This window comes from Pseudophaeobacter leonis, from assembly GCF_002087335.1.
Taxonomy (GTDB): Bacteria; Pseudomonadota; Alphaproteobacteria; order Rhodobacterales; family Rhodobacteraceae; genus Pseudophaeobacter; species Pseudophaeobacter leonis.
Genome location: NZ_MWVJ01000005.1, coordinates 124,180 through 150,887, shown reverse-complemented (window position 1 = coordinate 150,887; position 26,708 = coordinate 124,180). Strand labels below are relative to the sequence as shown.

Annotated in this window: 17 protein-coding genes and 5 pseudogenes; 10 read left to right on the top strand and 12 right to left on the bottom strand. The window is 59.9% G+C overall.

The window, feature by feature from the left end:
* Positions 1 to 394 precede the first annotated feature (394 nt).
* The 3 genes and pseudogenes from B4968_RS02405 to B4968_RS02395 form a co-directional block, all read right to left on the bottom strand.
* On the bottom strand, positions 395 to 745 hold the full coding sequence (locus B4968_RS02405; RefSeq protein ID WP_083096273.1) for a RidA family protein: 351 nt from the start codon (positions 743 to 745) through the stop codon (positions 395 to 397).
* Between the two features lie 94 nt (positions 746 to 839).
* On the bottom strand, positions 840 to 1,229 hold the full coding sequence (locus B4968_RS02400; protein ID WP_083096271.1) for a hypothetical protein: 390 nt from the start codon (positions 1,227 to 1,229) through the stop codon (positions 840 to 842).
* Positions 1,230 to 1,390: 161 nt separating this feature from the next.
* Positions 1,391 to 2,261: pseudogene (locus B4968_RS02395) on the bottom strand (MurR/RpiR family transcriptional regulator).
* A gap of 174 nt (positions 2,262 to 2,435) precedes the next feature.
* Here B4968_RS02395 and B4968_RS02390 point away from each other — a divergent pair.
* From B4968_RS02390 to B4968_RS02360, 7 genes and pseudogenes are all read left to right on the top strand, one after another.
* A complete protein-coding gene (locus tag B4968_RS02390; RefSeq protein WP_083096269.1) occupies positions 2,436 to 3,233 on the top strand; it encodes an N-formylglutamate amidohydrolase in 798 nt (265 codons plus the stop codon).
* A complete protein-coding gene (locus B4968_RS02385) occupies positions 3,226 to 3,822 on the top strand; it encodes a TRAP transporter small permease subunit (RefSeq protein ID WP_083096267.1) in 597 nt (198 codons plus the stop codon). The genes B4968_RS02390 and B4968_RS02385 overlap by 8 nt, the downstream gene beginning before the upstream one ends.
* A pseudogene (locus B4968_RS02380) lies at positions 3,822 to 5,326 on the top strand (TRAP transporter large permease). Before B4968_RS02385 ends, B4968_RS02380 begins: the two are co-directional and overlap by 1 nt.
* Positions 5,327 to 5,413: 87 nt before the next feature.
* Positions 5,414 to 6,433, top strand: a pseudogene (locus B4968_RS02375) (TRAP transporter substrate-binding protein); the annotation flags it as partial.
* Between the two features lie 73 nt (positions 6,434 to 6,506).
* Positions 6,507 to 7,868, top strand: coding sequence for a glutamine synthetase family protein (locus tag B4968_RS02370; protein ID WP_083096265.1), 1,362 nt, complete (start codon positions 6,507 to 6,509; stop codon positions 7,866 to 7,868).
* A 77-nt stretch (positions 7,869 to 7,945) separates the two neighbouring features.
* Positions 7,946 to 9,327: pseudogene (locus tag B4968_RS02365) on the top strand (aldehyde dehydrogenase family protein).
* A 108-nt stretch (positions 9,328 to 9,435) separates the two neighbouring features.
* The gene (locus tag B4968_RS02360; protein ID WP_083096294.1) at positions 9,436 to 10,581 is read left to right on the top strand and encodes an iron-containing alcohol dehydrogenase; all 1,146 of its coding nucleotides are present in this window, start codon (positions 9,436 to 9,438) and stop codon (positions 10,579 to 10,581) included.
* Positions 10,582 to 10,753: 172 nt separating this feature from the next.
* Here the strand turns inward: B4968_RS02360 and B4968_RS02355 are convergent, their stop codons facing one another.
* Positions 10,754 to 11,758 carry a LacI family DNA-binding transcriptional regulator gene (locus tag B4968_RS02355; protein ID WP_083096263.1) on the bottom strand — a complete coding sequence of 335 codons (1,005 nt, stop codon included), beginning with the start codon at positions 11,756 to 11,758 and terminating at the stop codon, positions 10,754 to 10,756.
* A gap of 167 nt (positions 11,759 to 11,925) precedes the next feature.
* On the opposite strand from B4968_RS02355, the gene gap reads away from it, so the two are divergent.
* Positions 11,926 to 12,927, top strand: coding sequence for a type I glyceraldehyde-3-phosphate dehydrogenase (gene gap / locus B4968_RS02350; RefSeq protein WP_083096261.1), 1,002 nt, complete (start codon positions 11,926 to 11,928; stop codon positions 12,925 to 12,927).
* Positions 12,928 to 13,186: 259 nt separating this feature from the next.
* Positions 13,187 to 15,230: pseudogene (locus tag B4968_RS02345) on the top strand (sensor histidine kinase).
* Between the two features lie 213 nt (positions 15,231 to 15,443).
* Here B4968_RS02345 and B4968_RS02340 read toward each other — a convergent pair.
* The 8 genes from B4968_RS02340 to B4968_RS02305 form a co-directional block, all read right to left on the bottom strand.
* Positions 15,444 to 16,805 carry a sigma-54-dependent transcriptional regulator gene (locus B4968_RS02340; protein WP_083096259.1) on the bottom strand — a complete coding sequence of 454 codons (1,362 nt, stop codon included), beginning with the start codon at positions 16,803 to 16,805 and terminating at the stop codon, positions 15,444 to 15,446.
* Positions 16,806 to 16,922: 117 nt separating this feature from the next.
* Entirely contained in the window at positions 16,923 to 18,167 is a 1,245-nt protein-coding gene (locus B4968_RS02335; protein WP_083096257.1) for a formate dehydrogenase subunit gamma, read from the bottom strand.
* A 99-nt stretch (positions 18,168 to 18,266) separates the two neighbouring features.
* Positions 18,267 to 18,860 carry a formate dehydrogenase FDH3 subunit beta gene (gene fdh3B / locus B4968_RS02330; RefSeq protein ID WP_083096254.1) on the bottom strand — a complete coding sequence of 198 codons (594 nt, stop codon included), beginning with the start codon at positions 18,858 to 18,860 and terminating at the stop codon, positions 18,267 to 18,269.
* A gap of 12 nt (positions 18,861 to 18,872) precedes the next feature.
* Positions 18,873 to 21,767: a formate dehydrogenase subunit alpha gene (locus tag B4968_RS02325; RefSeq protein ID WP_083096252.1), complete on the bottom strand. Its 2,895-nt coding sequence runs from the start codon at positions 21,765 to 21,767 to the stop codon at positions 18,873 to 18,875.
* Between the two features lie 128 nt (positions 21,768 to 21,895).
* Positions 21,896 to 22,087: a twin-arginine translocation pathway signal protein gene (locus tag B4968_RS02320; RefSeq protein ID WP_083096250.1), complete on the bottom strand. Its 192-nt coding sequence runs from the start codon at positions 22,085 to 22,087 to the stop codon at positions 21,896 to 21,898.
* Between the two features lie 84 nt (positions 22,088 to 22,171).
* Positions 22,172 to 22,807, bottom strand: coding sequence for a TorD/DmsD family molecular chaperone (locus B4968_RS02315; RefSeq protein ID WP_083096292.1), 636 nt, complete (start codon positions 22,805 to 22,807; stop codon positions 22,172 to 22,174).
* A gap of 32 nt (positions 22,808 to 22,839) precedes the next feature.
* A complete protein-coding gene (locus tag B4968_RS02310; RefSeq protein ID WP_083096247.1) occupies positions 22,840 to 23,577 on the bottom strand; it encodes a DUF3306 domain-containing protein in 738 nt (245 codons plus the stop codon).
* Positions 23,574 to 24,113 carry a DUF3305 domain-containing protein gene (locus tag B4968_RS02305; protein ID WP_083096289.1) on the bottom strand — a complete coding sequence of 180 codons (540 nt, stop codon included), beginning with the start codon at positions 24,111 to 24,113 and terminating at the stop codon, positions 23,574 to 23,576. The genes B4968_RS02310 and B4968_RS02305 overlap by 4 nt, the downstream gene beginning before the upstream one ends.
* 417 nt (positions 24,114 to 24,530) lie before the next feature.
* Between B4968_RS02305 and B4968_RS02300 the strand changes: the two genes are divergently transcribed.
* Positions 24,531 to 26,498, top strand: a complete 1,968-nt coding sequence (locus B4968_RS02300; RefSeq protein WP_083096245.1) for a 4Fe-4S binding protein — start codon at positions 24,531 to 24,533, stop codon at positions 26,496 to 26,498.
* The last annotated feature ends 210 nt before the right edge of the window (positions 26,499 to 26,708 follow it).

The window sequence follows — 26,708 nt, the reverse complement described above, 5'->3', positions numbered from 1 at the left end:
ATATCCTCGCTGCCGGTAGAGGGGGTTCTAAGTATAACCGCCAAGGCCCGCAACCCAAAAACCCGGAAAATCGAATGTTTCCCAGAAAGAAATCATCAAATAAAACAAAAACAACAACTTAGGTAGAAATAAAGTCACCCCTACTGACCTACAATCAGGCAAAATGCCATCATGGCAGCAGCCCAAATCCCGACTCACGCAACCAGATCCCACTTACCCACAGAGATACACACAGACTCAGCCCAGGAGTCGCAGCATAACACCTCAAGATCTTCGCGCCGCAGTTAGGCGCGGGTCTCAAAACCTGAAAAAGAGGTGCTATAATGCAAAAGAGGCCCGACCAATGGCCGAGCCTCTCAGAATTTCAGGGAGGGTAATCCCCCAGCGCTGTGCGTTAGGCCCTGGCGGCGGTCACGATGAATTCCACCAGGAAATCTGGCAGGGCCAGCTTTGCTTCGCCACAGGCACGGGCTGGCGTGTGGCCCTCAGGCACCCAGGCATCCCAGACCGCATTCATCTCGGCAAAGTCTTTCATGTCGGCCAGCCAGATGGTGGTCTGCAAAAGGCGGGTCTTGTCTGAGCCGACCTCAGCAAGCAGTGCGTCAATCTGATCGAGGCAATCCTGCGTCTGCTTCGCGACGCTTGCGCCTTTGGTGCCGACCTGACCCGCCAGGTAGATGGTGTCGCCATGAGTTACGATCTGGCTCATACGGGGGCCAGTGTGGTGACGCGTGATTTCTGTCATAGTATCTGTCCTAAATGGTAGAGAAGGTCGCAGAGGCACAAGGCGGTGCGATCCCAGCTAGAGGGGGAAAGGGAGCGTTCGCTTCAGGCTGTCCTTACTCGGTAAGCAGCCATTTGCCGTCGGATGTTTTGCAGAACTTGCGGGCCACATCGCGCACCTGCGCCTCACCACCCGGATAGGCCTGGTGTTTCAGCGCCAGACAGTTGCCCTGCTTCGCCATCACTTTGACTTTGCCATGTGACGCGGTTTCAGGATTGGTCCATTTGACAGAACTGCCGACCTTTACACCCGGATGGTTATATAGTGCGGCCTCGGCTGCGCGCATCGCATTAAAGTCGCCTGGCTGCAGCGGCGATTGTGCCAGAATGCGCGAGAGCGGTTTGGCCGTTGCGGTCGCTGTGAAGACCGCCGCAGTCAGCGCCAGCACCAGAGCCCGTGCAAGCGCCGGGACAAGCGTCGGGAAAAAAACAGAAGGTTTGGTCATTATGTCTCAACCTGAAAAGAAATCTTTGGTGGTGGCCCCAGAAAGACCGTCCCTGTCAGAATGACGCAAGCGCCCTCCCCTGTCCATGCGACTCCCTATGACCAGGCCAGAAAACCAGAGGGACCCCATCAGGGACCCCAGATACCGCCAGACACCCCTGGTCAGGAAAACTTGCGAAACAGCCGCGTGGTAAAACAGCTCATCCAGGCGATCATAGCGATCCTTGGTCTTGTCCCAGCTTTCCTCCTGAGTGGCCGCGATCATCGCCTCGAGCAGCATCATGGTCGAAATGTTGGAATCCCAGGCCGAGGGGATCTCCACCCAGCAATTAAACGTGTGCTCTGCAACCGAGGTGATGGGGCGGGCCCATTGGTCCGTGATCAAGATCACCTTCACGCCGCGCTCGGAGGCAAGTTCAGCCAGCCGTTGCAGGTTGGTCTCGTAGCGGCGCACATCAAACATCAACAATGTATCTCCCGCCTCCATGTCCAGCACGTAGTGCGGCCAGGTCGCCGAAGACGACGTCATATGGGTGACCCGCTGCCGGATCGCCTGAAAGTGGGTGAAGGCATAGTCCGCCAAAGCCCGGGTGATGCGCCCCCCAACCACATACAGCCTGCCTTCGGTATCGGCGAGCCGGTGAACGGCCGCGTCGAACTGCGCCGAATCCACATTCGAGAAGGTCTGACTGAGGTTATCGGTCACCGCCTGCGAGAACCGCTTGAGCATATGCCCCTCTGGCGCCTCAGACGCCCAGTTGTCGCGCCGCTGGGTGGGGCCAGAGACTTTGGCTTGCAGCTCTTTCAGCAGCGCCTGATGGAACTGCGGATAGCCCTTGAACCCCAGCTTTTGCACCATCCGCGCCACGGTCGGCGTCGAAACATCGGCATTGGACGCCACGATGGTGATCGAGGCCAGCCCCGCTGCCGGGTAATTCTCGAGCAGTGAATTGGCAAACTTGCGCTCCGACTGGGTCAGCGCAGCATATTGCGCGCGGATCAGCTCTCGCACTGTAAGCGGCGGCTTGGTCAAGGCGGGGTCCCTCCTGAGGCTGATCAAACCTGGGGCTGATCAAAAAATAGGCGCCCCGAGGCAGACACAGCCAAAGTAGCCCTGTCATTTCCGGAGCAGCAACACTCTTGTCTGAAATTATATTGACAGAAATATCCCTTCATGAAAAGATTTTTCCAAAATCAGGAGATCTGAATGACACTTGGCGATTCCAATGCTCGCTGCGAGGCCTATGAGATACTCAATGGCGCAGGCCGTGGGGAGGCTCTGATCCTGTGCGAGCATGCCAGTCACCATATTCCACGCCGCTATGGCGACCTGGGACTGGCCGGAGGTCTCACCGGAGCGGATCGTCAAAGCCACGCAGCCTGGGATCCCGGTGCCCGGGCTGTGTCACGAGCCCTGTCTGCTGCACTGGATGCGCCTTTGATTGCGGCGCGTGTGTCCCGCCTTGTCTATGACTGCAACCGCCCGCCCGAGGCGGTCTCGGCGATGCCGGCAAAATCCGAGCTGATCGAGATTCCCGGCAATGCAAACCTGAGCGATGACGACCGTGAAGAACGGGTCCACACGATATACCGGCCCTTTTGCGACGCCGTCAGCCGCTTGATTGCAGACCGCAAAGCCGAAGGTCTGGCAACGGCCCTGATCACCATGCACAGCTTTACACCGGTCTATTACGGCACCCATCGCCCGGTAGAGATCGGCATCCTGCACGACAGCGACAGCCGCCTCGCCGATGCCATGCTGGCGCAGGCCTCTGCCCTGCCGCATCGCCGCATTGAACGAAATGAGCCCTACGGACCCCAGGACGGTGTCACCCATTCGTTGCAATTGCATGGGGTAAAGAACGCCATGCCCAATGTGATGATCGAGGTGCGCAACGATTTGCTGCGCACTCCAAAAGAGGAAGCCACAATGGCAGACGAGCTTTTGACCCTGCTGCGCCCGGCGCTGGCAAGCCTGCCGCACAAAGGAGGCGCCCGTGCCTAATATCATTCTGCGCTACATTCGCGCTGTTGAGGCGATGAACCGGGTGATTGGCCGCTTTGCCATGTATCTGATCTTTGCCCTTATTGGGGTTTTGTTGTGGTCTTCGGTGTCGAAAACCTTCTTCAACCCCTCGCTCTGGACGCTGGAGATGGCACAGTTCATCATGGTGGCCTACTACATCCTTGGCGGTCCCTACTCGATGCAGATGGGGTCCAACGTGCGGATGGATCTGTTTTACGGCGGCTGGACCACCCGCACCAAAGCAATGGTTGATGCCTTTACCGTCTTGTTCCTGATGGTCTACCTCGGAATTCTTTTGTACGGCGCCGTCGGATCAATGGCCTATAGCCTGGGCTATTTTGGCCTGGAGCCGTTCAGCTATTTTGGCGACCTTCTGGTGACATTGCTCACCGAAGGCACTGCCAAAGCAGCTGAGAAGATTGGCTACATTGAGCGCAGCTCAACCGCCTGGCGGCCCTATCTGTGGCCGGTTAAATCCATTCTGTGCTTCGGCGTCTTCCTGATGCTATTGCAATGCCTTGCCGAATTGTTCCGCGATATCGGCCGTCTTCGCGGAGTCGACATCTGATGCCCTATGAATTGATCGCTATTGTCATGTTTGCTGGCATGATGCTGATGCTGATGACCGGCCAGCGGGTGTTTGGCGCCATCGGCTTTGTCGGAGCTGTTGCTGGCATGCTGCTCTGGGGCACTGGTGGTGTGGATATCCCCTTTGCCGCCTCGATGAAGCTGATGAAGTGGTATCCGTTGCTGACGCTGCCGATGTTCATTTTCATGGGCTATGTGCTGTCCGAGTCCAAAATTGCCGACGACCTGTACCGCATGTTCCATGTCTGGATGGGGCCGGTGCAGGGCGGGCTGGCGATTGGCACCATTGGCCTGATGGTACTGGTTTCGGCCATGAACGGCTTGTCCGTGGCAGGCATGGCCATTGGCGCCACGATTGCGCTGCCCGAGCTGCTGCGCCGGGGCTATGACAAGATACTGGTGACCGGCTCCATTCAGGCCGGCTCCAGCCTGGGCATTCTGGTGCCGCCTTCGGTGGTTCTGGTGCTCTATGCGATGATCGCGCGTCAGCCGGTGGGACAGCTGTGGCTGGCGGGCGTGGTGCCGGGTCTGTTGATGGCGACGATGTTCATCATCTACATCTATATCCGCGCCAGGATGCAGCCGAACCTTGGCCCTGCCATGACGCCTGAGGATCTCGCCGAATATGACCAGATCAGTGAACACCCCCTGCGGCTGAACTACATCGTGCTGGCAGGGATCGTGCTGGTGCCGCTCTTGGTCAAACTCGACGTCATCGCGCCCAAATCGGCTATTGGCTTTGCCCTCGGCGCTGCCATCCTGGCCTTTGGCAACCCGCAGCCAGCCGCTGTTTTACCGGGATCTGTTCCTGAAAGAGAACGCACCGGCTGCTGTTCTCGGGCTTGCTGCCGCTGGCGATCTTTGCCACCATGATGGTGCCTTTTGTCAACGGCTGGACCTGGCTGGTCGAAAGCTCGGCCATTGGGGCCATGACCGCCTTTATCGCCGCCATCATGAAGGGTCGCATGAACAAGGATGTGTTTGAAACCACTGTGCGCTCGACGCTGGGGATTTCCTGCATGTTCATGTGGATCATCCTGGCGGCCCTTGGTTTTGGCGCGATCTTTGACGGTCTTGGCGCTGTTAAGGCGATCGAGGATCTCTTTCCCGCGCAGCTGGGGCTGAGCCCCTGGATGATCCTGATCCTGATGCAGCTGAGCTTTATCATCATGGGCACATTCCTGGACGACACCGCCATGCTGGTGATTGTGGCGCCCCTCTATGTGCCGCTGGTGGGCGCCCTCGGGTTTGACCTGATCTGGTACGGGGTGCTCTATACCATCACCACCCAGATCGCCTATATGACACCGCCCTTTGGCTATAACCTGTTTTTGATGCGGGCCATGGCGCCGCCGGAAATCGGGCTAAAGGACATCTATATCTCCATCATCCCCTTTGCTGCCGTCATGGTGGTTGCCCTGGCCCTGATCATGGCGTTTCCACAGATCGCTCTGTGGCTGCCAGAACTGGTCTATGGCCCGTGACCGGATGAAAGAGTGCGCGAAATAACCCAAGAAGAGCCCCGCTCGGGGGCCCGAATTCAACACAGAACACAACATGGAGTGAAAGTTATGACAACAAGACGTAAGTTCCTGCAAACCGCTGGTGTCGGCGCAATGGCCGCACCGCTGGCCACCCCGGCGCTGGCGCAATCCACCATTAAATGGCGGATGCAGACCTATGCCGGCACCGCCCTGGCAGAGCACGTGGTGAAACCCGCAATCGACATGTTCAACAAGATCGCAGGCGACCGCATGCAGATCGAGCTGTTCTACGCCGACCAGCTGGTCCCCACCGGTGAGCTGTTCCGCGCCATGCAGCGTGGCACCATCGACGCCGTGCAGTCGGATGATGACTCGATGGCCTCACCTACTGAGGTCACCGTGTTTGGCGGCTATTTCCCCTTCGGCTCGCGCTACTCGCTCGACGTGCCTGTATTGTTTAACCAGTACGGCCTGAACGAGATCTGGGACGAGGAATATTCCAAGGTTGGCGTGAAACACATCTCTGCCGGTGCCTGGGATCCCTGCCACTTTGCCACCAAAGACCCCATCCGCAGCCTTGCGGACCTGAAAGGTAAGCGCGTCTTCACCTTCCCAACTGCGGGCCGTTTCCTCAGCCAGTTTGGCGTCGTGCCTGTCACCCTGCCCTGGGAAGACATTGAGGTCGCCCTGCAGACCGGTGAGCTCGACGGCGTTGCCTGGTCCGGCATCACCGAAGACTACACTGTTGGCTGCGCCGATGTGACCAACTACTTCCTGACCAACAACATCTCGGGTGCCTGGGCTGGGTCCTTCTTTGCCAACCAGGGCCGCTGGAACGAGCTGCCCGAAGATCTGCAGACCCTGTTCCGCGTCTGCTGTGACCAGTCGCATTACTACCGTCAGTGGTGGTACTGGGGTGGTGAAGCCTCCCTGCGGGTCAATGGCCCCAAAATGGAGCTCACCACCATTCCCGACGAAGAATGGGCCCAGGTCGAAGGCGCCGCGGTCAAATTCTGGGACGAGATCGCTGCCGAAAGCCCCACAAAGGCCAAGGTTGTCGAGATCTTCAAGAAGTATAACGCTGACATGAACAAAGCCGGCCGTCCTTCCGCTACGGCTAAACCAATCTGCCCCGGCGCGTCATGTGCCGGGGCACCCTATCTGAACAGGAAAATGCCCCATGACTGGTGTTCTGAGTTTTGACGATCTGAAAGCCCAAGTTGCCGCAGGCGACGTGGATACCGTGTTGGTATGTCTTGTGGACATGCAGGGCCGCCTGATGGGCAAGCGTTTTCACGCGCAGCACTTTATCAACGGCGCCTGGGAAGAGACCCATTGCTGCAACTATCTGCTGGCCACCGATCTTGAGATGGCGACGCCGGAAGGCTTTGCCTCGACCAGCTGGGAATCAGGCTATGGCGACTATGTGATGAAGCCGGATCTCACCACGCTGCGCCCGCTGCCCTGGCTTGAAGGCACTGTGATGGTGCTGTGCGATGTGCTGGATCACCACAGCCACCAAGAGGTCTCTCACTCCCCCCGCGCTATTTTGAAGAAACAAATCCGCCGTCTGGACGCGCTTGGCTTTGACGCCATGTGTGCGACCGAGCTGGAATTCTTTCTGTTCGAGAAGAGCTTTGACGCGATCCGCAAATCGGATTTCCGCGACATGCAGCCGATCTCGGGCTATAATGAGGACTACAACATCCTGCAGACCACCAAGGAAGAGCACGTGATGCGCCCGCTGCGCAATCATCTGTGGAACGCGGGTATTCCGGTGGAATGCACCAAGGGTGAGGCCGAGACCGGCCAGGAAGAGCTGAACATCAAATATGGCCGCGCCCAGGACACGGCCGACTTTCACACCATTGCCAAACACGCCACCAAAGAGATCGCCTGGCAGCAGGGCCATGCGGTGACGTTCCTGCCCAAATGGCACCAGGACAAGGTCGGCTCGTCCAGCCATGTGCACCAGTCACTGTGGAAAGACGGCACACCCGCCTTTTATGACGCCGGGGATGCGCTTGGCATGTCCGGTCTGATGAAATGCTACATGGCTGGCCTGCTGAAATATGCGCCTGACTATACCTATTTCATGGCGCCCTATATCAACAGCTACAAGCGCTTCATGAAGGGCACCTTTGCCCCCACCCGTATCATCTGGTCCGTCGACAACCGCACAGCCGGCTATCGTCTCTGCGGCGCTGGCACCAAATCCATTCGGGTGGAATGCCGTATTCCCGGCTCTGATATGAACCCCTACCTGGCAATGGGCGCTATGCTGGCCGCAGGGATTGCCGGCATCGAAGAGGGCTTGGAGCTGCAGCCACCGGCCACCGGTGATGTCTATCAGGGGGACAGTGGGATGATCCCCGAGACCCTGCGGGAGGCACGGCTCAGCCTCAAAGGATCCGAGATGCTGCGCGCCGCCCTGGGCGATGATGTGGTGGATCACTACACCCGTGCCGCCGAGGTCGAGATCGAAGATTTTGACCGCGTCGTGACGGATTATGAAATCGCCCGCGGGTTTGAGCGCGCCTAATCGGCGCGCGGCCTTCGGCGAAGGTATTTTAGGCAAGATGAAAGGGCGCGGCCCTTTCCAACGAGATGAGGAAGACCATGGGCCAGACCCTGAAATGTATCTCCCCGATTGACGGGACGGTTTATGCGGAACGTGAAACCCTGTCCCGAGACGCGGGATTTGCCGTTGCCAGTGCGGCGCGCGCGGCACAAAAATCCTGGGCGGCGCGTCCCCTGCAGGAGCGTATTGACCTCGTCATGGCAGGCGTTGCCGCCGTGGGTGCGATGAACGACGCGATTGTGCCGGAACTGGCCCAGATGATGGGCCGCCCGGTGCGGTACGGCGGCGAGTTCGGCGGCTTTAACGAGCGCAGCTCTTATATGGCCGAGATTGCCGAGACCGCGCTGGCCGATATCAAGGTTGGCGAAGACGAGAGCTTTAAGCGCTATATCAAGCGGGTGCCGCATGGTGTGGTCTTTATCATCGCCCCCTGGAACTACCCCTATATGACCGCGATCAACACGCTGGCCCCTGCCCTGATTGCGGGCAATACCGTGGTGCTGAAACACGCGACCCAGACCCTGTTGGTCGGTGAGCGCATGGCGGCGGCGTTTCATTCTGTTGGCGTGCCGACAGATGTGTTCCAGAACGTCTTTCTGGATCACGACACCACATCAGCGCTGATTGCCGATCGCGCCTTTGATTTTGTCAATTTCACCGGCTCTGTTGGCGGTGGTCAGGCGATGGAGCGCGCAGCTGCGGGCACCTTTACCGGCGTTGGCACCGAGCTGGGCGGCAAAGATCCCGGTTATGTGATGGAAGATGCCGATCTGGACGCGGCCGTGGACACGCTGATTGATGGTGCGATGTTCAACGCTGGCCAGTGCTGCTGCGGCATTGAGCGCATCTATGTGCACGAAAGCCTCTATGATGATTTTGTCGCCAAGGCGGTCGAGATTGTCAAAGGCTATACACTGGGCAACCCGATGGATGAAGCCACCACCATGGGCCCCATGGCCAATGTGCGCTTTGCTGCTGAGGTGCGCGCCCAGATTAATGAGGCGGTCGCCGCTGGCGCCGTGGCGCATATCGCGCCTATGGAGGCGGACGACGGTGCTGCCTATCTGACGCCGCAGATCCTGACAAATGTCACCCACGAGATGCGGGTGATGCGCGATGAGAGCTTTGGCCCCGTGGTGGCATCATGAAGGTCTCGTCGGACGCCGAGGCCATCGCGCTGGTGAACGACAGCGAGTTTGGCCTCACCGCCTCGCTCTGGACCTGCGATCTGGATCGCGCTGCCCGCGTGGGCGACCAGATCGAGACTGGTACTGTCTTCATGAACCGCGCCGACTATCTGGATCCAAGCCTGTGCTGGACCGGCTGCAAGAATACCGGACGCGGCGGAGGTCTGTCGGTCATTGGCTATCAGAACCTGACCCGCCCAAAAAGCTACCACCTGAAAAAGGTGGCCGGCTAACTCCTCCTGCCCAAGCGGTGCGCTGCTTGGGCAAACACGACCCTTGGCAAATCGTCAGGGGGTAGATTGTGACGCTGGCCACATCGGCCACATATGAAAGGCGAAGAGATGTCTCTCGTTGGAAACTGGTCCTATCCGACCGCAATCAAATTCGGCGCAGGCCGGATCAAGGAACTGGGCGAGGCCTGTGCCTCTGCCGGGATCAAAAAACCACTGCTGGTCACCGACAAGGGGCTGGCCAATTTGCCGGTCACCCAAAGCACGCTCGATATCATGGAGGCCGCAGGCCTGGGTCGCGGCATGTTCTCTGAGGTGGATCCCAACCCAAATGAGAAAAACCTCGAGGCCGGGGTCGAAGCCTATAAGGCCGGTGGTAGCGACGGTGTCATCGCCTTTGGTGGTGGATCCGGTCTGGATCTGGGTAAGATGGTGGCCTTTATGGCCGGCCAGACCCGCCCCATCTGGGATTTTGAGGACATCGGCGACTGGTGGACCCGTGCCGATGCCGATGCCATCGCGCCAATCATCGCCGTGCCCACCACTGCCGGCACCGGATCCGAAGTGGGCCGCGCCAGCGTGATCACCGATAGCGTCAGCCATGTGAAAAAGATCATCTTTCACCCCAAGGTGCTGCCAACGGTCGTCATCTGTGATCCCGAACTCACTGTCGGGATGCCAAAATTCATCACGGCTGGCACCGGTCTGGATGCCTTTGCCCATTGCGTCGAGGCGTTCTCTTCGCCGCATTATCACCCAATGTCGCAGGGCATTGCGCTGGAGGGCATGCGTCTGGTCAAAGACTACCTGCCACGCGCCTATGCTGATGGCACAGATCTTGAAGCCCGTGCTCAGATGATGTCGGCCGCTGCCATGGGGGCCACTGGCTTTCAAAAGGGGCTTGGCGCCATCCACGCCATGAGCCACCCGATTGGCGCGCATTTCAACACCCACCACGGCACCACCAATGCGGTCTGCATGCCTGCGGTGCTTGCGTTCAACGCATCCGCAATCGCGGACCGTTTTGACAAGGCCGCCGCCTATCTGGGCATTGCGGGCGGGTTTGACGGCTTCTGCAGCTATGTGCAGGAGCTGAATGACAGCATGGAAATCCCCCGCGGGCTGTCCGCGCTTGGCGTGACCGAAGCCGCAATTCCAGAGCTGGTCAAAGGCGCGCTGATCGACCCGTCGTGTGGTGGCAACCCGATTGAGCTGACCGAGGCCAATCTGACAGAGCTGTTCAAAGCCGCGCTCTGATCCTGAGTTCCGGTCCTTTTGCGTCGTAAAGAGATCCCCCAGAGCCTGCCTTTGGGGGATCTTTTTTTGCTCAAGGCTCAGGTCGATTTTGCAGTCGCCAAGTCAGCAGTCGCTGCGCTTGCATCCCGGCCACCAAAGTCCGTCCTGCAGGAGGCGACTCTACAGGGGGCGACTACAGAGACTCGCCCAGGCTGATACGCGGGCTCAAGGTCTCGCAAATGGGCGGCAACTCATCGCTACTTTCGCGCGCTTTGAGGACGATTTCAGCGGCGCGCTCGCCAATCTGGCGACGGCAGGCGTCGGTTGTTGCCAGCTGCAGCGGCAGGCCTGCCAGGATCTGCAGATTGTTGAACCCGGCCAGCGCCACATCCTGTGGCACCGAAAGCCCGGCGGCCAGGCAGTGCATATATCCGCCCACGCTCATCACATCGCTGGAATAATAGATACAGTCGAGATCAGGGTGCCGTTCCAGCATTTCTGCCGTCAGCTGCCGTCCGGTGGCGATAGAGCTGTCGCCGGCATAGTGAAGCGAGTCCGCCAGCGCCACACCCTGCGCCGCCAGGGCGGCACTAAAGCCGTCAAAGCGTTTGCGGGCGCGAAAATCCTGCGGCATCTTGGTGCCGATAAAACCAATACGCCGGTAGCCCTGCGTCAGGATCTGCGCCGCCATATCCCGCCCGGCCTGCAAATGCGAAATGCCGACGCAGTGGCGCAGCGGCGTGCCATCCACGTCCATGACCTCAACCACCGGACAATCCGCCTGGGTCAGCATACGCTGGGTGGCTTCATTGTGCTCCAGCCCGGCCACGATCAGGCCTGAGGGCCGCCAGCTCAGCATCTCGCGGATCACGTCTTCTTCTTCGTCCATCTCGTAGCCCGAGATCCCAACCACCGGCTTTAGCGGGCTTTGCTTCAGCACCGCTGAGATCCCCGAGAGCACCTCAGGGAAAACAAAACTGTTCAGCGAGGGCACCACGACCCCCACCAGATTGACCGACTGCGACGACAAAGACCCGGCGATGCGATTGGGCACATAACCATGGGCACGGGCGATTTCTTCCACCTTGGCGCGGGTCGATTTTGACACATCCGGCGCGCCACGAAGTGCACGACTAGCGGTAATTTCGCTGACACCGGCAAGCCGGGCAATATCCTTGAGAAGCATCTTTTTGGTCATGGCCGCATGGTCCTGCTCTTCGCGCCCCGCCGCAAGGGCAGCTGACGATCTCTCGGCATTGAGGCTTGCATTTCTTTACCGTTATCGCTACCGATTGAGCTACTGTTATCGCTAACGCAAAATAACGCACAGCTCAGGCCCGCCGGGCTGCAAAATGGAGTACCCCCATGACCCTGAAAATCGCCATCAATGGATTTGGCCGCATCGGCCGCGGTGTGTTGCGCGCCCTTCTGGAAACTGGCGAACAGGACATCCAGGTCGTGGCCATCAACGATCTGGCGCCGCCCGCGACCCTGGCCCATTTGCTGAAATACGATTCCGTACATGGTCGCCTGAAAAATCCGGTCACGCTGAACGAAGACAGCCTGTCGGTTGGCGGTCAAACCATTCGCCTCACGGCGATGCGCGACCCAAAAGAGCTGCCCTGGGCGGATGTGGACATCGCCTTTGAATGCACCGGGCATTTTACCAGCCGCGCGGCGGCGGCGGCGCATTTGCTCAATGGCTCCAAACGGGTTCTGCTTTCGGCGCCCGGCAAGGAGATGGACCGCACCGTGGTGTACGGCGTCAACCACACAGAGCTCACTTCAGAGGACCTGATCGTCTCCAATGCCTCTTGCACCACCAACTGTCTCGCACCGCTGGCGCAGGTGCTGGATCGCAGTTTTGGCATCAAGACCGGCTACATGACCACCATCCACGCCTATACCGGCGATCAGCCAACCCAGGATAGCCCGCACAGCGATCTGTATCGCGGCCGCGCCGCGGCGCTTTCGATGGTGCCAACCTCCACCGGGGCCGCCCGCGCCATAGCCGAGGTGCTGCCACAGCTCAAAGGTCGTCTCGAAGGCTCTGCCATCCGGGTGCCGACGCCAAATGTCTCGATGGTGGATCTCAGCTTTATGCCAGCAAAACCTGTGACCGTTGAGAGCCTGAATGCCGCCGTCAAAGCTGCCGCCGAGGGCCCAATGAAGGGGGTTTTGTCCTACGAAGAAGACCCGATGGTATCGGTGGATTTCAACCATGATCCGCATTCGTCGTGTTTTGCGCCCAGCCAAACCTCGGTCACCGAAGGCGGGCTGGTCCGGGTGGTCAGCTGGTATGATAATGAATGGGGCTTCTCCAACCGGATGCTGGACACCGGGCGCCACATGGCCAGTCTGATTTAAGGCCGTCTGATTTAGGCCCGCCTGATCCAGGACCGCCTGGATCAGGCGAGCAAAACCGTTTCATATCCGCCCCATGTGTTAGCGGTGCTATGCCCTATTTATCCAATCGGGCCCCCAAAGCCGGGAGCCGGAAAAACCTTTGCCCATCTTGCCCTTGCATACCCGTCTTCCCCTTGCATGCCAGCGGGGGAAGATGGCACTCTCTCCACAATAAAAGAAGCCAGGGCCCTGCGCGGCCCATGCCAAAGGAGAGAGGCGCCTGAAATCCGTTCGCCTCAGATTGCTTTTGCTGGCGCTTTTGCCGCTGGCAGTGCTGATGCCACTGTTGCTGGTTTTGGCAATGGCGCGCTGGAACGCTGACTATGACGCGGTGCTTATCGCCAAGGTAGAAAGCGATCTGCGCATCGCAGAACAATACCTTGGTCACCTGCAGACCGGCAGCGCCGAAAGCCTGCGCAGCATTGCAGATTCGACCCGTTTTCAACGGGCGCTGACCGCAGGTCCCGACGAGGTTGAGGCCCATCTCGAAGCCCTGCGCGCTGAGCTGCAGCTTGATTTCCTGCAATATCTCACCCTGCCCGACCTCACGGCGCCACTGGGAAAATGGCCGGTCATTCAGTCCGCAACAAACGGACAACGCGCCTCTCAAATCGACATATTCACCGCCCAGGATCTCGCCCAGGCCGCGCCGCATCTGGCCGGTCAGGCCCGTATCCCCCTGATCGAAACCGAGGCCGCCGCTCCAACCTCGCGTCAGGTTGAGGACCGCGGTATGATGCTGCATACGGCGGCGCCGGTGGCGGCCCTTGGCCATCACGGTGTCTTGCGGGGCGGACGCCTGCTGAACCGCAATCTCGACTTCATCGACACCCTCAACGCGCTGGTCTATCTGGGAGGTCCTGCCGAACAGAACCGTCAGGGCACCGCGACGCTGTTTCTTGACGATACCCGCGTGTCGACCAATGTGCGCCTTTTTGAGGATGTCCGGGCTCTGGGCACCCGTGTTTCAGCCGTGGTGCGCAACAAGGTTCTGGGCGAGGGCCTCACATGGCTCGATCGCGCCTTTGTGGTCAATGACTGGTATATCTCGGGCTATCTGCCCCTGACCGACAGTTTTGGCGCCCGGGTTGGCATGCTCTATGTCGGCTTTCTGGAAGCGCCTTATTCGGCCGCCAAAGGAGAGGCCTACTGGACCATTGTCGCTGTGTTCATCTTGGTGATGGCGCTGTCTGCACCGCTGTTTTTGTGGCTGGCCAAGGGGATATTCTCGCCGCTGGAGCGGATTGAGCCAGACCATGCAACGGGTCGAACATGGCGACCTCACCGCCCGCAATGGCACCGTTGGGCGGCAGGATGAAATCGGACAGGTGGCGGGGCATCTCGACAGTCTGCTGGACCAGATTCAGGAACGCGACCGGAGGCTGCGCGACTGGGCAGGCGAGTTGAATGAAAGGGTTGACCGGCGCACGATCGAGCTGCGCGCGGCCAACCAAAAGCTGGAAGAGACCTTCAAGCAGCTGGTGATGAGCGAAAAGCTGGCCTCCATTGGCGAAATCACCGCCGGGGTCGCCCATGAGATCAACAACCCCGTGGCGGTGATACAGGGCAATGTTGACGTCATCCGCATGACCCTGGGATCAGGTGCTGATGAGGTTCAGACCGAGCTGGATCTCATCGACAATCAGGTCATGCGCATCGGTGCCATCGTTGGCAAATTGTTGCAGTTCGCCCGGCCCTCCGAATTTGGCACCTTTGAGGAAAGCCTGGATCTCGCGCCCCTGGTCAGCGACTGCCTGGTGCTGGTGGATCATGTCATCTCACGTCAGGCCATCCGGGTTGAAAAACACTTTGATCAGGGGCAGCCACCCGCAACGCCCGTACCGCCAGTCCGGATCGACCCCGGTGAGCTGCAACAGGTGGTGATCAACCTAATCCTCAATGCCGCCCAGGCAATGGAGGGCGCCGGGCTGCTAACGCTGTCGCTGGAAGCCGCCGCGCGCAACGGGCAGCTGGGCGCTTTGCTGACGGTCGCAGACAACGGCTGTGGTATCGTCGAGGATCAGATCGCTTCGGTGTTCAATCCGTTTTACACAACCAAACTCGGCGAAGGCACCGGTCTCGGGCTCTCCATCAGCCAGACCCTGGTACAGCGCGCTGGCGGGATTATTTCTGTGCGCAATCTGACAAGCGGCGGCGCCGCTTTCTCTATCTGGCTGCCGCCAGCCGGGGGACCTGATGGAGGAGCTGGCGGGGCACCTGCAGAGGAACCTGTCGACGGCAATGACCCCACTCCCCCAGCCTGATCCGGACGGCTCCCATCTCAAACACCAAACAGGCCAGCGCCTGCACAATACGACTGCACCCAAGCGCACGCCGTGCAAAGCACGGCGCCGGGCCCAAGGCCATTGCCAAAGTTCTGGGACAGGTTTCTGGCTATGCCAGAAATTGTCCAGAACTTTGGCTGGGCGCGGGAGAGCCCCCCCTCATCACCCAAGCCCTCAGCACAAATGCCTAGACTAGAGCTCCCAGCTGGCGCATTTCCGGTCAATCGTCTTACGCGAGACACCCAGACGGCGCGCCGCCTCTGCCCGGTTGCCCTCGCAGGCATCCAGCATGTGCATGATATGGCGCTGGGTCACCAGATCGAGCGATTCCACGGCAGCCACCCCGGTAATCACGCCTTTGCCCGCAAACTCCTCGGGGAATTCCCCCAGAATTACCGAACGCTCAATCAGGTTGCGCAGCTCGCGCACATTTCCCGGCCAGTCATAGCGCGAAAACTTCAGCAGCGTCTCTTCGTTCAGCTCTAGCGCGGCCATCCCTAGACTGCTGGCAAACTGCTCCATAAACAGGGCGGCGAGCTCAACAATATCTTCAATGCGCTCGCGCAGCGGCGGCATCTTGATCTCCACCACATTGATCCGGTGGTACAGATCGGCCCGGAACCGTCCTTCGGCAACTGCGCGTTCCAGGTCAGCATTGGTGGCAAACAGAAACCGCAGGTTCAATGGAATGTCGCGCTCGGCGCCAACGGGGCGGACCCGCTGATCCTCCAGCACCCGCAAAAGCGCCGCCTGCACCTGATCAGGCATTTGCGCCACCTCGTCCAGAAACAACGTGCCGCCATCTGCATGCAGAAACAGCCCGTCCTTACGGCGATTTTGCTCATCAATCTGGCCAAACAGCTCATAGGCAATCCGGTCGGGCGCAATCGCCGCACAGTTCACGGCAACAAACGGCTGCGCCGCCCGCTCTGACAGCGAATGAAGGGTGCGGGCCGCGATCTCTTTGCCCGTGCCGCTGGCGCCGGTGAACAACACCGGCGTCGGCAGTGGCGCCAGCCGCTTCAGCATCTCGCGCGCCTGACAGATCGCCGGGGATTTCCCCAGCAAACGGCCCCGCGCCGCACTGCCTTCGGCAGAGAGCTCATGTTTCAAAAGGTAGTTTTCACGGCGCAGATACTTCCGGTCCAGTGCGCGCGCCACCGAGTTGAGGATCTGATTGGCCCGAAAGGGTTTCAGCACAAAATCCGCCACACCGGTGCGCAGCGCAAGGATGGCCGTCTCAAGATCCGCATAGGCGGTGATCAGGATCGTATCGGCAAACAGCCCGACGCCGTGCTGCTCCTGCACCCATTGCAACCCGGTTTTGCCCGGCATGACATTGTCCAGAATAATCAGATCAAAATGCGACTGATCCAGTATGGCAGAGGCCTCAGCCGCCGAGGCCGCCTGCTCCACCCGTTTGCAGCGTGGCGCAAGAATCTTGCTCAGAAAATTTCGCATGCCAGGTTCATCATCAATCACCAGGATTGAGGCCCCGGCCAGGCTCTCGCCATATTCGTCCTCTGCGCTTGTGGCCCGCGAAAGTTCAGTCACTGCCCTGCCCCTCATTCCTCTCTCTAGGCAGCCTCGCCCCCAGGGGGACAAAGCTACCATGATCCAAAGCCTATCAGGGCCTCCGCCTGCAGCGCCATCTGTTTCAGAACCCTGGCCTCATTCCGCTGGTGTAGACGCCTTACCGGCGACTGAGGCATCCGCTTGCTTTTGCTGTACCTCTTCCAGCCAGATTGAGTGGTGTTGACGCGCCCAGGCCTCATCCACCTCCCCTGAGCCCATGGCATCATAGGCGCCTTCCATGCCGACAGAGCCAATGTAGATATGGGCAATGATGATCGCCATCAGCACAAAGCCAAGCACCGCGTGCCAGGCCTGGGCCAGCTGCATTTCCTCTTGTGGTGCCAGCTCGACCGGAAGCGCACCAAACCCAAACAGCTCGGGCAGACCCAGCCCATTCAGCGCCGCAAAGGTTTTGGCAAACAGCGGCAGCTCATAGGGGAACAACAACGACACGCCAGAGACTGAAATCGAGATGCCAAACAGCACAACCGACCAGAAGATCAGCTTTTGCCCGGCGTTGAATTTCTTGGCCGGCGGGTGCGCCGAGCCAATAATGCCGCCAAACTGGCGCAGCCAAACCAGATCGGTGCGATTGGGGATATTGTGGGCAACCCACATGACGATAATCATCGCCAGCCCAACCATAAAGCCCCAGGCGACCACGTTGTGCAGCCATTTGCCCACATCCAGCAGCGCTGCGTTTGGCGCACGTCCCAGATAGGGCGCGATGATCACCCTGCCAACCAGCGACAGGATCCCCGTCACGCCCAGCACAATAAACGAACCCGCCATCAGCCAGTGGCCAAAACGCTCAACCGCTTTGAAGCGTGTCACGGTGCGGCCGGTTTTCTCACCGTCAATCCTGATCCGCCCGCGCAACAGAAAGAATACCCCTAATGCCGCGAGCGTGCCCAGCAACAGCCAGGCGCCATACTGGCGCAGCGGGCCATCGCGAAAAGCCTGCCAGCGCATGCCGCCATCCTGCACCAGCACCTTGGCAACATCGCCGCCAGCAGAGACCTTCACCTCGGCCGTGCCATAGCGCAACTGGCGCCAGAGCTCGGGATCTGAGGCCCCCCCCAGCGTCCCCAACTGCTGCGTCATGGCTGCAGCCGCATCCGGATTGCCCGTGTTTTCGCTGCGAAAACGATCATCCAGAGCCTGGCCGCGTTGACGTGCCAGAATATCGTTCAGGTTTTGCGCACCGCCCGTAGAACTACGGTCGATCTGCGCGCCCGCAGCGGCGTCCTGTGCAACGGCCTGCTGTGCTATAGCCAAGCCAGGCACCAAAGAGAAACACAGCATCAGCTGCACGAAAAAGACAAATGCCAGGCGCAGCATGGGCTACACTCCTTTGCAGGTCGGGAATTTGAGATACAAGTTCGGAGACGGCCCACGTATCGCAGGCCATCCCCGTCTCATGTGAACAGTCAGAGGCGATTAGCCGCCCTTTTGCTCATAGGCTGTGCCCCAGCCCCAGGCGCCGGAGCCAAAGCCCCGTTCCACCACGCGCTCGCGGTAGACGTTAGAGACCATGTCTCCGTCGCCCGCCAAAAGCGCCTTGGTGGAGCACATCTCGGCACAGATCGGCAGCTTGCCTTCAGCGATCCGGTTGCGGCCATATTTGGAGAACTCCGCATTGGAGTGGTTCTCCTCAGGGCCACCGGCGCAGAAGGTGCATTTGTCCATCTTGCCACGGCTGCCAAAGCTGCCCGCCTGCGGATATTGCGGCGCCCCAAAGGGGCACGCGTAAAAGCAATAACCACAGCCAATGCAGAGGTCTTTGGAGTGCAGCACCACACCGTCGTCGGTCTGATAGAAGCAATCCACCGGACAGACGGCCATGCAGGGTGCATCGGAACAATGCATACAGGCGACCGAGATCGACCGCTCACCGGGGTTGCCATCATTGATGGTGACAACCCGGCGGCGATTGATGCCCCAGGGGACTTCGTGCTCGTTCTTACAAGCGGTGACGCAGGCATTGCATTCAATGCAGCGTTCGGCGTCGCAGAGGAACTTTGCTCTTGCCATGTCTCTCTCTCCTTATGCTGCAGTGATTTTGCAAAGAGTGCATTTGCTCTCTTGCATTTGCGTGACGCTGTCATAGCCATAGGTGAAGGCCACGTTGGCGCTTTCACCCAGAACGTAGGGGGCTGCACCTTCGGGATATTTCTCCCTCAGATCCTCGCCCTGGTAATGCCCGCCAAAGTGGAACGGCATAAAGGCAACCCCTGCGCCAACCCGTTCGGTGACCATGGCCATAACCTTGACCTTGCCGCCTTCGGGGCCTTCGACCCAGCACTGTTCGCCGTCCCGCACGCCCAGATTATTGGCATCGCGCGTGTTGATTTCGACAAACATGTCCTGCTGCAATTCTGCCAGCCAGGGGTTGGACCGCGTCTCTTCACCGCCGCCCTCATATTCCACCAGTCGCCCGGAGGTGGGGATGATCGGATAGTCCTTGGAGACATCGTTTTTCTGGATCGAGGCATAGAGGGTGGGCAGACGATAGGCCTGACGATCCTCATATGTTGGGTAGTCCTCAATCAGATCACGCCGGTTGGTATAGAGCGGCTCGCGGTGAATGGGCACCGGATCCGGGAAGGTACAGACCACAGCACGCGCCTTGGCATTGCCGAAGGGAGCGCATTCGTGGGCAATCGCCACCCGCTGGATACCGCCAGAGAGGTCGGTTTTCCAGTTGGTCTTGGGACCGGCCACGGCCTCGATAGAGGCACGTTCTTCGTCGGTCAGGTCGCCATCCCAGCCAAGATCCATCAGCATCTGCATGGTGAATTCAGGATAGCCATCCTGGATTTCCGAGTTCTTGCTGTAGACGCCTTCGGCCAGCAGATTGTCGCCATCGCGCTCTACGCCAAAACGCGCACGGAAGGTGAGACCACCCTCAGAGACCGGCTTGGACATATCATAGAGGTTCGGCGTACCGGGATGGTTCATCTCGGCAGTGCCCCAGCAGGGCCATGGCAGACCGTAGTAATCCCCATCAGCAGGACCACCCACCGCGCGCAGTGTTGTGCGGTCAAAGGTGTGCTGATTGGCCATGTGCAGTTTAAGCCGTTCCGGGCTTTGACCGGTATAGCCAATGGTCCACAGACCCTTGTTGAACTCACGCGTGATGCTTTCAACATTGGGTGTTTCCGCGTCTTCCATCTCGACGTTGCGGAACAGACGGTCAGCCCAGCCGAACTTGTTGGCGAACTTGGCCATGATGACTTCATCCGGCAGGCTCTCGAACAGGGGTTCAACCACGCGGTCACGCCACTGGAAGGACCGGTTTGACGCCGTGACAGAGCCGCGGGTTTCAAACTGGGTACAGGCCGGCAGCAGATAGACGCCATCGGTGCGGTCCTGCAAAACAGCGGAAACCGTCGGATAGGGGTCGATCACGACCAGCATATCCAGCTGCTCCATCGCGGTTTTCATTTCCGTCATCCGGGTCTGCGAGTTGGGCGCATGCCCCCACAGAACCATCGCCCGTACATTGTTGGGCTGATCGATGTTCTCTTTGTCTTCAAGAATACCATCAATCCAGCGGCTGACAGGAATGCCTTTGAGGTTCTGCAGGCTCTTGTCTTTGCCGTCCGCGCCTTTCAGCATATCGAACTGATTTGCCAGCCAGTCGGGATCTTCTTCCCAGACCCGCGCCCAATGGGCCCAGGCGCCTTTGGACAGGACATAATAGCCGGGCAGCGTATGCGACAGCACGCCCAGATCGGTGGCGCCCTGTACGTTGTCGTGGCCACGGAAGATATTGGTGCCACCACCGGAGGCGCCCATATTGCCCAGCGCCAGCTGCAGGATGCAATAGGCGCGGGTGTTGTTGTTACCCGTGGTATGTTGCGTGCCACCCATGCACCAGATCACGGTGCCGGGACGGTTGTTGGCCAGAGTGCGGGCGACCCGCGCCAGCTGCTCACCGGGAGCGCCAGTGACTCGCTCGACCTCTTCAGGGGTCCAGCTTTTCACCTCATCGCGGATCTGCTCCATCCCCCAGACACGGGTGCGGATGAACTCTTTGTCTTCCCAGCCGTTCTCAAAGATATGCCACAGGATACCCCAGACCAGCGCCACATCGGTGCCGGGACGGAAGCGGACATATTCATCCGCATGGGCCGCCGTACGGGTAAAGCGCGGATCACACACGATCACCGGCGCGTTGTTCTGCTCTTTCGCCTTCAGCAGGTGCAACAGCGAGACAGGGTGTGCCTCGGCCGGGTTGCCACCAATGATGAAGATCGATTTCGAGTTGTGGATGTCGTTGTAGGAGTTGGTCATGGCGCCGTAGCCCCATGTATTGGCAACGCCCGCAACGGTGGTTGAGTGACAAATCCGCGCCTGGTGGTCGACGTTATTGGTGCCCCAATAGGCAGCAAATTTGCGGAACAGATAGGCCTGCTCGTTGTTGTGCTTGGCAGAGCCGAGCCAGTAAACACTGTCCGGGCCGCTTTCCTCGCGGATATCCATCATGCCGCCGCCGATCTCGTCGATCGCCTGATCCCAGCTGATGCGCTTCCCCTCTCCACCCTCTTTTTTCATCGGGTATTTCAGGCGGCGCTCGCCATGGGCGTGCTCGCGTACCGAAGCCCCCTTGGCGCAATGTGCGCCCAGGTTAAAGGGGCTGTCCCAGCCAGGCTCTTGCCCGGTCCAGACGCCTTTTTGCACTTCGGCAACAACGGTACAGCCAACCGAACAGTGGGTGCAGATGGATTTGATGGTCTCAACCGCACCAGCCGCTGCCGTCGAGGCATTGGCCTGGGTAACGGATCCGCCGGTGGCGCTGATGGCGGCCAGGCCGCCAATGGCCAGACCGGAGCCGCGCAAAAATGTGCGGCGGTCAACAGATGTCTCTGCGACTTTATTGAGGATCGAGCTCCGCTGGGGGCGTCTCGCAACCCCGTTGGTCTTTTTCCTAAGCATGTAAACCTCCCTTGCTAGCCCCCAAAAAAGAGAGCGCGCTTGGTTCATGGAAAACCACGTGGCGGTCGGGCGTCTCGCAACCAGTTGCCTGTGGCCAATGAAGGATCGTTATCTGCGACCGGTGCTTTTCAGAACCGGGTGCTTTCGTAGTAGGCGCGGGTATGCGCGGTATCCTGCATCTTGTCGGGTGCCAGATCGGGTTCAGCGGCCGCAGCCTCTGTTCCACTGGTGGCAACCGCCACCGCAGCCAGCGGTGCCGTTGTGGCCGCCAGTTTCAGAAAGTCGCGGCGGCTTTTGGCCCCCTCATCTTTCTTGCTCATGTGAACTCCTCCTCCCGGCAGAGGCCGGGTCCTGTTTCACTGGGTTATGGCGCGCGCCCTCACGGGATCACGCCCTTATGCGGATTACTCCGCGCTCATCCGAAAACCTTCGGCTTCGATCTCCATAAACTGCCGCCCGACCGCGCCGAGGGCTGCATAGAGAACCGAGGCCTTGGCGCCTTCGAGATCCGAAAAGAAATGCCCGGCCCAGGGGCCGATATGTTTGTTAAAGAAGGTCTTTTGCCGCGTGACACCCGCCGCCGTGCCAAAACGGCCGACGATCATCGCTCCCATCATCTCCATCATTGACGCGATGTTATCCTCGGGCTCATAGGAATTCGGCGCCCGGGTCAGCCCCGAAGCCGCCATGTCCTGACGCAGCTGCGCCAGTGGTTTCTCATTGAGAAACCCTGTCAGGTAGTAGCTGGCATAGGGCAGCAGCTCGCCGCGCCCGAGGCCGATAAAGAGCTTGTTGAATTCGCGTTCAGCCGAGGCCGGTTTGCTGTGCTGCGCCAGCTTTGCCAGCGCATTTATCGCACTGCCAAGATCACTGTCATCGCCCGCAAGACCCGCTGTCTGTTGCAGCAGCATCATATCGGGCGGCGCCGCCAGCATCACTCCGAGGGAGTTATACAGATCCGCCCGCATCTGATCTTCTGCCCCGATCGGCGCAGCTCGCACAGCGGCCTCAGGACTTGTCTCTACAGTGGTCGTCGTCATGGTGGGCTCCTTGCGGGTGCTCTCGTTGATGCTCATCCCTGCGCCCTTTCAAAAGAAAAGCGCATGCGTCGGGGGGCTGCGGTGGCAAAACTTTCGGTGATCTCGGCTGTTTCTGCGGCATAGGCCGCAACCGGTGCCGCGGCATTTTGGTCCGTGTCCAGCGGGGTCAGCGCCGCACTGTCCAGATTGCTGTCTACTTGACTGTCCACTTGGCTGTCTGTTGCGGTGCCAGTTGCGGTGTCGGCCATCTGCTCAGCGCTTGTCGCATCGAGCGGTGCGGCCTCAGTCTCGCCATCAGTTTCGCTGTCGCCAACAGTCAGGGCATCCGCCTCCTCGCCAGCAGTCTCGACCTCGCCGCTCGCCAGCCTGGCCTGACGGGCCAACTCATCGACGTGCTTGGTCATGCCTTTGCCAACCTGATAGGCGGTCTGCAGGCCTTCGATCACACAGGCGGCATCGGTGAAATCCTCACCGTAATCCACCAGCCCATCAACACGGGCGAGCACCGGATTGGCCCGCCACAGGTGTCGCAGGGCGCGGGTTTTGATGCGGGCCGGGACCTGATCGGTGAGGAAGATCTTGAAGTCATCGCCTTCCACCAGGCTCTCCGGCTCAGGGAGTTCCAGCGCGGCCAAAATCTCGGCGTCACTTTGCTCTGCGACCTCAGCCTCACGCGCAGCCGCTTCGCTTTCGGCATCGACGCGTTCCTCGGCGACAGCCTCGGCCGCGACGGCGGCCTGTCGACGGGACCAGAAATCACGCCCGCTCATTGCAACCGGCCTTTCTTGGCCAGGGCTGGCGAACGATAGACATCCGTGAGCTGCGCGATGCGCGGATCACCAATGCCATCCTCACTGGCCCCGATATCTTTTTTGTCACGACGGCGTTTCTTGAACTCCTCCTCGTGGAAATGCGCCAGCGTGAACTCGCGCAGCCAGGCCACTAGCCCCGTGGGCATCGCCACCTTCTCAACCAGCTCTTCGCCACTGTCGGCATAGTCCTGCGCCTCAAACGGCGAGGCGGTGATCAGCGTGACCTCCAGTGGAAACGTCCCCTCATCGCTGTCGCGCAGGATCACATAAAGGCAGGGCGGATTGGTGGTGAGCGCCTGCATATAGGCCTCGGCCTCGGCGCGGTGCAGCTCCAACGGCAGAGTGGCGGCGTGATACTCGCTCACACCGTCCTCAGTCCGCAACAGCCGCCAATCCGCTGGCTGTGCCGCAGGCAAAAGCCCCGACACCGTCCAGTTCCATTTGGCCCAGCGCGTTACACCCGGGCTGCGGCGGATCACCACCCCAACCGGCATGACATCAATTTTCTGCGCGCTTTGGCTCACTCTGTCACGACATCCATGATTATCTCCCCCGTCATCTCCCGACTCCGGTCGCAAAGCGCCGGAGTATCGTTGAGCCTAGAGTGCGCAGGCCGTTGACGTAACAAAAGAACGTTTTGCGCTGACTTGGCGAAAACAACCGGGCCGGGACAAATTGGGGCACCCCACACCCCCCTTCGGCAGGCAGTGGACGAATTGTCCATTTCGACAAAAAAACTCAGGAAACAAAACAGCGGCCTAATTTCCGAATCACCCTGACCTGATTCTCCCGTCCTCTGGCCGACTGGCCGCGTCAAACCGGTTTACCTGAGCCCCGAAACAAGCCTAGTGTGACCTCCCAGCAGGCGGTGATACAGACTGAATTTCGCCCAAAAATACGCGAGGAATACGATGGCCAAGCAGTTGATTTTATGTGATTGTTCTGGAACACAGACCCTGGACCCAGAGGCCCTCTCCAAGGCGACCGGCCTCGACTGCAGCCCCGTTCATACAGCGCTTTGCAGCAGCCAGATGGAGACCGCAGCCGCCGCCATTTCTACTGGAGAGGCTGTCATTTGCTGCGCTCAGGAAAAAAGATTCTTTGCCTCTTTGGCGGCCGAAATCGAGGCCCCCGAGCCCGCCTGCCTCGACCTGCGGGACCGGGCCGGATGGACCACCGATAAGGGTGATCTGATACCCAAAATGTCCGCTTTGGTGGCTGAGGCTGCACTGGAGCTGCCGCTGGGCAAATCTATGGATGTCACATCCGAGGGGCTTTGCCTCATTCTCGGGGCGCCCGAGCTCAGTCTTGCGGCTGCTGAACGCCTGCAGGAGTCTCTGGGTGTCACTGTGTTGCTGGAAGGCAGCGGCGCGCAGGAGCCCGCCACGGGCACGGCGCTGGGGCGCGGATTTGACATAATCCTTGGCCGCTTGCGCCAGGCACAGGGCGCGCTGGGGCAGTTTCAGGTCAGTTTTGACGCGTTGCAACAGCTCGACACCACCGGGCGGCAGTGGTCCTGGTCGCCGCCCCAGGATGGAGGCGTGTCGGACTGCGACATTATTCTCGACCTCAGGGGCACCACGCCGCTGTTTCCAGCCCCTGAAAAACGCGAAGGCTATCTGCGCGCCGATCCCAAAAACCCGCAGGCGGTGGCCGACGCGATCCTCAGCGCCAGCCAGATGGTTGGCACCTTTGAAAAACCGCTCTACCTGCGGCACGAGCCTTTGCTTTGCGCGCATTCACGGGCCAGTCAAAAGGGCTGCAACAAATGTCTCGATCATTGCCCGACCTCGGCGATCACCTCCGCAGGCGATCATGTCAGTATTGACCCGATGGTCTGTGCCGGCTGTGGTGCCTGTGCGGCGCTGTGTCCCTCGGGCGCGATCACCTATGATGCGCCGCCAACCGAGGCGCAGTTCAGCCGCATCCAGACCCTCGCCAAAGCCTATCTTGAGGCCGGTGGCCTGGCACCACGTCTGTTGGTGGTCAATGAGCACGGCAGCGAAATGATCCGCCTTGCGGCGCGCTTTGGCCGCGGTCTGCCTGCTGATGTGGTCCCGATTGAGGTCGATGCGCTCAACGCCTTTGGCCATGCCGAAATTCTGGCGGCTCTGGCGGCCGGATTTTCTGATGTGTCGCTGTTGCTTAGCCGCGGGGTTGACCGGGATGTACAACAGGGCGAACTGGATCTGGCGCTGGCCATTGCGGGCGCCGGCCGTGCCCGGCTGCTGGATCTTGAGGATCCCGATGCCCTGAGGGACGCCCTGTATAACACCGTCGCCCCGGCGCCAGTTTCGACGCCGATCCGCCCCAAGGGGTCGCGCCGCCAGATCACCCGGCAGGCGGCCCAGACCCTGCACCCCGAGGCGCAACACCTGGCGTTGCCCGATCAGGCCCCCTACGGGGCGGTGCTGGTAAATCAGGATAGCTGCACCCTGTGTCTGTCCTGTGTGTCGCTCTGCCCCTCGGGGGCTCTGGGCGACAACCCGGATCTGCCGCAGCTCAGGTTTCAGGAAGATGCCTGCCTGCAATGTGGCATCTGTGCCAATACCTGTCCGGAAGATGCCATCACCTATGAGCCACGCCTGAACCTCACACCAGAGGCCCTGTCGCAGGTGGTGCTGCACGAAGAGGAGCCTTTTGCCTGTGTCGACTGCGGCGCCCTGTTTGGGGTGAAATCGACCATCGAAAAGATCACCGAAAAACTGGCCGGTAAGCACGCAATGTTCGCCCGCCCCGAGATGGCCCGGATGATCCAGATGTGTGACAATTGCCGGGTTCAGGCCCAGTTCCACCAGAAAGACAGCCCGCTTGCAGGCGCCGAGCGTCCGCAGGTCCGCACCACAGAGGATTATCTGAGCAAACGGCGGGATCACTAGAGCCAGCATGGGACTGGCGGCCACTGCCTCTGCCTGCGCCTGTGTCGCCGGGGCCTGTCCAAAGGCGCCATATGATTCCCCCTGTGATTTCCCGTGTCAGAGCAGTTGGCAGATGCACCAAAGCGACAGATCAGATAGATAAAAACCAAACGGGAAAGACTGCAGCTCGCAAGGCCGCTGCTCTCCCCGCCCAGAGCCCGACAAGAGCCC